The sequence below is a fragment of the Butyrivibrio sp. genome (genome assembly GCF_017635265.1).
Taxonomy (GTDB): Bacteria; Bacillota; Clostridia; order Lachnospirales; family Lachnospiraceae; genus Butyrivibrio.
In genome coordinates this window covers 1-7,325 of the sequence record NZ_JAGBLU010000127.1, presented here as the reverse complement: position 1 = coordinate 7,325, position 7,325 = coordinate 1, and the positions used below count along the sequence as shown (strand labels likewise).

Here is a 7,325-nt window from a genome sequence, read left to right as displayed (position 1 = left end):
TATTGTTTCGGATAGTAGCCCAACTGCAAAAAGATATATTAGTCACAGTACAAAGGGTACAAATGTGTCTTTGTTCGTGAGAGAATATAAAAAAACACATGGTCATACTTCTTCGTTCATGTTTTTGGGAAATGCCAAGTACGTAAGCCATAAAGGGAATAAACCTATTAGCTTTGTATGGAAATTGAATGAGCCAATTCCCGCAAATATAATCCAAAGGGCGAATAAGAGCGTAGCTATTTAATAGGTATAGGCAAGGAGCAACTATGTTTACTATAAAAGACGTTGAATTTCATAGTGATGAATACGGAGTTGAACCTTATTTGAATAATTGGCCTATGATATACATCTTAGAAGATGGAAAAAAGGCTTACGTAGGTCAAACATATTCGATCAATAAGCGAATGAACCAGCACAAAGAAAATGATTCGAAAAAGTTTTTCACTAGGGCGCATTTCATTTATAGCGATAGATTTAACCAGTCTGCAACATTTGATTACGAATCAAGGCTGATAAGTTTGATGTCAGCTGATCGTCGCTTTATCCTCACAAATCAAAATGCAGGATTATCAGGGGTGAATTACTATGATAAACCGTCTTATGATGAAGAGTTTGTAGAATTATGGGGCGAGCTTCAGAAGAGAAAGCTCACAAAGAATACTATTGAAGAGCTGGAACAATCTGATCTTTTCAAGTATTCGCCGTATAAAACACTTAACGATGAACAAAGGAATACTGTCTCGGAGATAGTTAACAATCTTAGAAGTAGTCTGAATAGAAGGATTATTGTAAGTGGAGCTCCGGGAAGCGGAAAGACGATACTGGCTGTATATTTATTTAAACTTCTTAAGGAATCAAAGGTTTTTAGTGAGTTGGAAATTGGCTATGTTGTACCACCATCTTCGCTAAGAAAAACCATGAAGAGGGTATTTAAGGGGATAAATAACCTTTCTGCTAAGGATGTACTGGGGCCGAATGATGTTACCACTAGAAAATTCGATATCCTTATCGTGGATGAGTCACATAGATTGAAGCAGCGCAAAAACTTAAGCAGTTATGGAGCCTATGATGATGCATGCAAAAGAATTGGGCTGCCGACCACATCAACGCAGGTTGATTGGATATTAGAACAGTCAAAATGCTCAGTCTTTTTCTTTGATAAAGATCAGATAGTCTTTCCAGCAGGCTTGGATGTGGCGCAGATTATTCAGAAAGATTCTTTTAACACAAGGATGATGGCGTACTATAACCTGTTCTCACAGATGCGTTGTAAGGGCGGTAGTAACTATTTGGGAGATATTTTCTCTTTGCTGTATGGAAAATTGGATCATAGCGTTAGAGAAGACAATTATGAAATACGGTTAGTAAATGATTTTGATGTTTTTTCTGAGCTTTATAAGACCAAAGAGGAAAAAGAAGGTCTAACACGCATGATTGCAGGATATGCGTGGGATTGGAAAAGCAAGGGTGACAAGACAAGAACAATAACTGATTTTCAGATACAAAATCATGAACTCAGATGGAATTCTGTTCTGGAGGACTGGGTTTATAGTGATGATGCGACTAAAGAAGTAGGGTGCATTCACTCCGTTCAGGGCTATGACCTAAACTATGGATTTGTAATTATCGGAGAAGATCTTAAGTACAATAATTCTACAAATAGTATTTTTGTGGATCCAGAATGCTATAAGGACGTGTACGGAAAGAAACAGGCATCACGCCTGGAATTAGAAAGATACATACGTAATATTTATTATGTCCTTTTGTCAAGGGGAATAAAGGGCACTTATGTTTATGTATGCAATAAAGAACTCAGGGACTATGTGGAAAGATATGTCAAAGTATTCACAGAAAAGGATCTGCGTTCTATTAAGGGTATTGGGGGCAGATAAATGACTTTTGATGAAGTGAAAAAGGAAGTGATAAAATTTTCAACTGATAGAAACTGGGATCAGTATCATACACCGGAGAACCTTGCTAAAAGTATAGCTATTGAGGCTGGAGAGTTATTGGAGTGTTTTCAATGGTCGCCAAACTACGATGAACAGGCAGTTAAGGAAGAACTTGCTGATGTGATGAATTACTGCATACAAATGGCAGATAAACTTAACATCAGTATTGAAGGTGCAATTATGGAAAAGATAAGCAAAAATGCTGAGAAATATCCAGTTGAAAAAAGCTATGGAAGCAGTAAAAAATATACGGAATTGTAAAACTGACATGTTCTAATGGAAGGTGCTAAAGAGGATAGCTATGAGCCTATTGCCATATGATGAAGAACTGAATATTGGCTATCTAAGTAGATTGTTCGATGATACGAGCAACTGCTATAAGTTTTTCTGGTTTCAGGCCATTCTTGGAAGGCTATCAGAGGATAAGACCAGGTTTTCCTATGATGAACTCATAAATGAGATGATTGCAGATGCTTGGTACATGGTCATAGAGTACCATTTGCGGTTGGGACCAACTGGGGTAACGGATAACCTTGAGGAGGCTGTGAAGTATATTGGTCAGACCAAACATTTTGCTGCTTCTGAGAAAAGAGAAGTCATTATTTCCTATCTCGAGAATAGTGATGACAGATTACTCATAAACTACAAGAAAGAACTGATTAAAAATGTTCCATATAGGATACAGTCGCCATTTTTGGATGAGATAAGAATAGATAAAAGAGAATGGTACCGACCTGAAGAGCTGTCACATAAGATTAATCAGCAGCGACGACTTTTATATTACTATGAAGCATTTATGCAGTTGGCTACATCAATACGGATAAATGAGGACTGGGTTCCATATTTGATATGTAACAGAGAAATACTGCAAGGTTGGCTACAGTTAAATCTGATACATTATCTACAAAAGAGAAATCCTAGTGTTCCAGGTATTGCTGACAAACTCATCATGCCGCAATCACGTGATATTGAACGAGTTAGGAAGTATTGGAAACTGATAATTGATATCAAACCAGAGATTAAGGATATATATGGTCATGTGGACCTTGTAGGTGAGAGTATTTCGGTAGACCATTTTGTTCCATGGCAGTATGTGGCCCATGACGAATTATGGAATCTGCATCCTACAACGAAATCCATAAATAGCAGTAAGAGTAATGGACTCCCAGATTGGGATATGTATTTTGAGCCGTTATACAAACTCGAGTTTTTATCATATACCTTATCTAAAGATAATGACAAAGTGGCAGACGCTTTCTCAAAAGTGTCAAAGTACCATATTAACAATGATGAGGTGAACCAGGCACTTTATTGTGATGGTTTGTCAGAGGATGAGTTCGGCATTAGGCTTCACAACATAATAAGACCTGTATATGATGCAGCCAGAAATAATGGTTTTAAAGAATGGAGATACGAGGAAAAAGTATGTCAGTAATAACTTATAACAAGCTTGTAAGGGACAGGATTCCTGAGATTATTGAGAATGACAATAAGAGGTGCGATATCAGAATCCTTGATGATGCTGAATATCTTGCGATGATAGATGCTAAACTCGATGAGGAGCTGGCAGAGTACCATAAGGATCAAAACCTTGAAGAACTTGCTGATATCCTTGAAGTTGTATACGCAGCGGCTAAGGCCAGAGGGTATAGCATAGAAGAGCTGGAAAACCTCCGCAAGCAGAAGGCTGATAAGAGGGGCGGATTCGATAAGAAGATATTCTTGGAAAGTGTAACAGAGAAATAATGAAAACAGTTAATGTGGTTGCTGCTGTTATATGTAATAGAGAAGGACTTTTCTAATGAGCTGGAATTGAAGATTCCGGCTCGTTTTTTCTGAGATAATAAAGGTCTCTTGGGGTATAATGGATATAGTCGTTTTATCATGGAAATGGAGAAATGCTATGACAGATTTGGAAGCTAAAGCAAGAGCCAATCACAGAAATGGAAATAACTGTTCTACTTCGCTGGCGATGGCGTTTGCAGATATATTGGGCATGTCAGAGGCTGAGGCGATAAGGATGGTTCCTCCGCCGAGGAGCATTGATGGAAAGTGTGGAACGTATCTGAGTGTTGTTGCCATGCTTGAAAAGCTTGGAATAGATAAAGCTGCAGAGTATGAGAAGGCTTTTCTTGAGAAGAATGGTAGTCTTGAATGTAAAACTCTTATTGCCAAAAGAGCCGGTACCGGAAGGAATTGTAATGACCTAGTTGGCGAGGCTGCAGCTATGCTCGAAGAGATGATTGGATAAAATAGATGAAGCCGCTGACCTTTTTTAGATGAGAAAAGACCAGCGGCGTTGTGTTAGGGAGGACCCTCCGGTGTGTGGGACCGAAGGGATGTGTGTTATGAATGAAAAAATGTTGTGTGGGGATCAAGAAGCTTTGTTCTTCTTGATGGTTCTATTTTAAGGCACGAACTTTAAATGAAGCTTAAAGTGTTGTGATGAAATTGTGAAAAATTATTTGAGGTGCACGTGGATTTTTTAGATGAGAGAATGAGCTTACCTATTCAAGGGATAAGCATTGACTGGGACAATATAGATGAAGGCAGTTACCTTCATGAGATAGAGGCAATAAAGGGGCTGGACTATCTTTCTTTTAACAAGAAGATCACGATATTTGTCGGAGAAAATGGTAGTGGAAAGTCTACCTTGCTGGAAGCAATTGCTGTGAACTATGGCTTTAATCCTGAAGGTGGAACCAAGAATTACAGCTTTTCAACGTATGATTCACACTCTGAATTGTGCGATGCTATTAAGCTTTCCAGAGGAATCGGAAAGCCAAAATGGGGATATTTCCTGAGAGCAGAGAGCTTTTATAATGTTGCTACCGCAGAAGAAATGTACAGTAGGGAAGATCCGAGAGGCAGACAGGAGCATTTTCATGAGAGATCACATGGAGAAAGCTTCCTGCAACTTGTGCAGTCCAATTTCCAAGGTGGTGGATTATATCTTTTGGACGAGCCGGAGGCGGCATTGTCGCCGCAGAGACAGCTGATCCTTTTACTGGAGATTGTGAACTGTGCAAAAGAGGATTCTCAGTTCATTATGGTAACACACTCTCCGATACTGTTAGGAATTCCAGGAGCGGAGATATTAAGCTTTGATGATGGGCAGATTCATCCGATTGATTATGAGGATACGGATAGTTACCAGATTACAAAGATGTTTATAGAGAATAAGGAGCAACTTCTAAAGAGGTTGTTAAGCGATGATGGAATTGATAGTTAAGCATTTTAATGAGCTCAGTACCAATGAGCTTTATGAGATATTAAAGACAAGATCTGAGATTTTTGTTACAGAGCAAGAATGTATTTATCAGGATATGGATGACAAGGATCAGGATGCGATACATGTCTTCTGTTGGAATGATGCAGGGAGAGTTGCCGGATGCCTTCGAGTGTTCTGGAAAGATCATGATGAAAGCGCTGGTATTGCACAGATTGGTAGAGTGGTAACACTTGAGCATAGTAAAGGAATTGGTGGCCAACTCCTTCATAAAGGTGTTGAAGTGGCAAAAGAGCAGTTTAAGGTAAAGAAGATTTACCTAGAAGCACAGGAATATGCTATAGGTTATTACGCCAAGGAAGGCTTTGAAGTAGTATCAGATGTGTTCATGGAGGATGGAATTCCTCATGTGAAGATGGAGCGTAAGTTATGAAGATAAAGCAGATCTTTGATGGTGATTATGGCTGTGAAGAACTGCAGCCAGGGCAGAAGCCTAAGGTATCAATTACTCTTGTTGATGATGCCGGTAATGAGAAACTTGTGTCAGTGGAAGACGACTGGCTTACGGAGAATGGATTAGATGTTGGCTCGGATTGGCCAGATGAAGTTGAGGTGAAATAGAAATGTGGGAAATGGACTATGAATCAGCAGCAAATCATTGGGTGGAGAAGGATAAAGAATCTGCCCAAATGGATAAGGCAGATTTAAAAGAGAGAATCGAGGGCTTTATTGCCGGGCATAATACTTGTGCATTGGCTACAGCTTCTTCAGATATGGTGAGGAATACACCTATCGAGTACAACTTCGTGGACGGGAACTTTTATTTCTTTTCCGAAGGAGGACTTAAGTTTAAGGGCCTTAAAGAAAACAAAAATGTGGGACTTGCAATCTATGAGCCTTACGGAGGATTTGCTAATCTGAAAAGTCTTCAGGTAGAGGGTATTGCTAGCATGGTAGAGCCTTTTTCTGAGGAGTACCTGAAAATCATGGAGCACAAGAAGATACCGGTAGAGGCCATGAAGAAGCTCCCGCAGCCAATGAACCTGATCAAGGTTGTGGCAAAAAGTTATGACTATCTGGATTCGGATCTGAAAAAGGAAGGATTTGGAAGCAGGCAGCATTTGAATGTTTAAGGAGGAAACGGAGAATGGTAAAGCATGTGATTTTGTGGACACTGAAAGATGAGTTATCTGCTGAAGAAAAGGTCAGTATTAAGCAGGGAATCAAGGAGGGTTTGGAATCACTTAAGGGAAAGGTTCCAGGTATTGTTGATATAAAAGTGAATATCAATGGTCTTGCTTCTTCAAATGCAGACCTTATGCTGGATTCTACATTTGAAAATGAAGATGCACTTAAGAACTACGCGACACATCCAGAACATGTAGCGGTTGCTGATTCTAAAGTTAGACCATATACAAAAATCAGAAGCTGTCTGGATTATGAGGTTTGATGATGGAATATCTTGATATTGTTGATGAAAATGGGAATCCTACCGGTGAAAAAGTGGAGAGGAAATATGCTCATAAGAATGGTGTTCGACATAGAACAGCACATGTTTGGATCTTGAGAAAAAGAGATGATAAGATCCAGGTCCTTTTACAGAAAAGGGCAGAGACTAAGTCTTTTCCTGGATGTTATGACATTTCCAGCGCAGGCCATATTACAGCAGGACAGGATTTCCTTGAATCTGCTGTAAGAGAACTTCATGAGGAACTGGGGATTACAGCTTCGGAGTCTGATCTTGTATACTGTGGTGACAGAAAGATTATCTGGGACGATGTGTTCTTTGGAGAAGAGTACCATGACAGGCAGTTTACCAAGGTCTTTCTTTTGTGGAAAGATGTGGAAGAAAACGATCTTGTTCTTCAAGTGGAAGAAGTAAGCAGTGTACTTTGGATGGATCTTGATGAATGTATAAATGGTGTCAGACAGAATGCGTTTAAGAACTGCATTTATCCTGAGGAACTTGAGATGGTTAGGAAGAAGGCAAAAGAGTAAGGTATGAAAAGATTATGTGTTGTTATAGCAATGCTTATGGTGATTTCCGCTGTAGGTTGTGGAAACAACAAAGTGGCAGATAGTGGGACTGCTTCCGGTACAGTGAGTGAACCGGATGTGGTTGAAGCCAGCACTCTTGGTGTGCC

Annotated in this window: 12 protein-coding genes; all 12 read left to right on the top strand. The window is 39.5% G+C overall.

Annotated features, from left to right (window positions below):
- The first annotated feature begins 1 nt into the window (after nt 1).
- Nucleotides 2-244: a DUF3427 domain-containing protein gene (locus J6O61_RS19785; RefSeq protein ID WP_442861711.1), complete on the top strand. Its 243-nt coding sequence runs from the start codon at nt 2-4 to the stop codon at nt 242-244.
- A 22-nt stretch (nt 245-266) separates the two neighbouring features.
- A complete protein-coding gene (locus J6O61_RS15720; protein WP_292215112.1) occupies nt 267-1,892 on the top strand; it encodes a DUF2075 domain-containing protein in 1,626 nt (541 codons plus the stop codon).
- On the top strand, nt 1,893-2,213 hold the full coding sequence (locus J6O61_RS15715) for a nucleotide pyrophosphohydrolase (protein ID WP_292215110.1): 321 nt from the start codon (nt 1,893-1,895) through the stop codon (nt 2,211-2,213). It abuts the gene before it with no gap.
- A 40-nt stretch (nt 2,214-2,253) separates the two neighbouring features.
- A complete protein-coding gene (locus J6O61_RS15710) occupies nt 2,254-3,387 on the top strand; it encodes an HNH endonuclease domain-containing protein (protein ID WP_292215108.1) in 1,134 nt (377 codons plus the stop codon).
- Nucleotides 3,378-3,698 (top strand): nucleoside triphosphate pyrophosphohydrolase, encoded by a 321-nt coding sequence (locus J6O61_RS15705; protein WP_292215106.1) that lies wholly within the window; start codon nt 3,378-3,380, stop codon nt 3,696-3,698. The genes J6O61_RS15710 and J6O61_RS15705 overlap by 10 nt, the downstream gene beginning before the upstream one ends.
- A gap of 157 nt (nt 3,699-3,855) precedes the next feature.
- Entirely contained in the window at nt 3,856-4,203 is a 348-nt protein-coding gene (locus tag J6O61_RS15700; RefSeq protein ID WP_292215104.1) for a C-GCAxxG-C-C family protein, read from the top strand.
- A 246-nt stretch (nt 4,204-4,449) separates the two neighbouring features.
- A complete protein-coding gene (locus J6O61_RS15695; RefSeq protein WP_292215118.1) occupies nt 4,450-5,184 on the top strand; it encodes an AAA family ATPase in 735 nt (244 codons plus the stop codon).
- Nucleotides 5,165-5,614: a GNAT family N-acetyltransferase gene (locus J6O61_RS15690; RefSeq protein ID WP_330613805.1), complete on the top strand. Its 450-nt coding sequence runs from the start codon at nt 5,165-5,167 to the stop codon at nt 5,612-5,614. The genes J6O61_RS15695 and J6O61_RS15690 overlap by 20 nt, the downstream gene beginning before the upstream one ends.
- Nucleotides 5,611-5,802 (top strand): hypothetical protein, encoded by a 192-nt coding sequence (locus tag J6O61_RS15685; RefSeq protein WP_292215102.1) that lies wholly within the window; start codon nt 5,611-5,613, stop codon nt 5,800-5,802. Before J6O61_RS15690 ends, J6O61_RS15685 begins: the two co-directional genes overlap by 4 nt.
- 2 nt (nt 5,803-5,804) lie before the next feature.
- Nucleotides 5,805-6,314: a pyridoxamine 5'-phosphate oxidase family protein gene (locus tag J6O61_RS15680; RefSeq protein WP_292215100.1), complete on the top strand. Its 510-nt coding sequence runs from the start codon at nt 5,805-5,807 to the stop codon at nt 6,312-6,314.
- A 14-nt stretch (nt 6,315-6,328) separates the two neighbouring features.
- A complete protein-coding gene (locus tag J6O61_RS15675) occupies nt 6,329-6,631 on the top strand; it encodes a Dabb family protein (RefSeq protein WP_292215098.1) in 303 nt (100 codons plus the stop codon).
- On the top strand, nt 6,631-7,179 hold the full coding sequence (locus J6O61_RS15670) for an NUDIX hydrolase (RefSeq protein ID WP_330613804.1): 549 nt from the start codon (nt 6,631-6,633) through the stop codon (nt 7,177-7,179). Before J6O61_RS15675 ends, J6O61_RS15670 begins: the two co-directional genes overlap by 1 nt.
- The last annotated feature ends 146 nt before the right edge of the window (nt 7,180-7,325 follow it).

Bases quoted from the DNA above. Each gene is read 5' to 3' on its own strand.
- J6O61_RS15720 (WP_292215112.1), top strand. From the start codon at position 267: ATGTTTACTATAAAAGACGTTGAATTTCATAGTGATGAATACGGAGTT.
- J6O61_RS15715 (WP_292215110.1), top strand. From the start codon at position 1,893: ATGACTTTTGATGAAGTGAAAAAGGAAGTGATAAAATTTTCAACTGAT.
- J6O61_RS15710 (WP_292215108.1), top strand. From the start codon at position 2,254: ATGAGCCTATTGCCATATGATGAAGAACTGAATATTGGCTATCTAAGT.
- J6O61_RS15705 (WP_292215106.1), top strand. From the start codon at position 3,378: ATGTCAGTAATAACTTATAACAAGCTTGTAAGGGACAGGATTCCTGAG.
- J6O61_RS15700 (WP_292215104.1), top strand. From the start codon at position 3,856: ATGACAGATTTGGAAGCTAAAGCAAGAGCCAATCACAGAAATGGAAAT.
- J6O61_RS15695 (WP_292215118.1), top strand. From the start codon at position 4,450: ATGAGCTTACCTATTCAAGGGATAAGCATTGACTGGGACAATATAGAT.
- J6O61_RS15690 (WP_330613805.1), top strand. From the start codon at position 5,165: ATGATGGAATTGATAGTTAAGCATTTTAATGAGCTCAGTACCAATGAG.
- J6O61_RS15685 (WP_292215102.1), top strand. From the start codon at position 5,611: ATGAAGATAAAGCAGATCTTTGATGGTGATTATGGCTGTGAAGAACTG.
- J6O61_RS15680 (WP_292215100.1), top strand. From the start codon at position 5,805: ATGTGGGAAATGGACTATGAATCAGCAGCAAATCATTGGGTGGAGAAG.
- J6O61_RS15675 (WP_292215098.1), top strand. From the start codon at position 6,329: ATGGTAAAGCATGTGATTTTGTGGACACTGAAAGATGAGTTATCTGCT.
- J6O61_RS15670 (WP_330613804.1), top strand. From the start codon at position 6,631: ATGATGGAATATCTTGATATTGTTGATGAAAATGGGAATCCTACCGGT.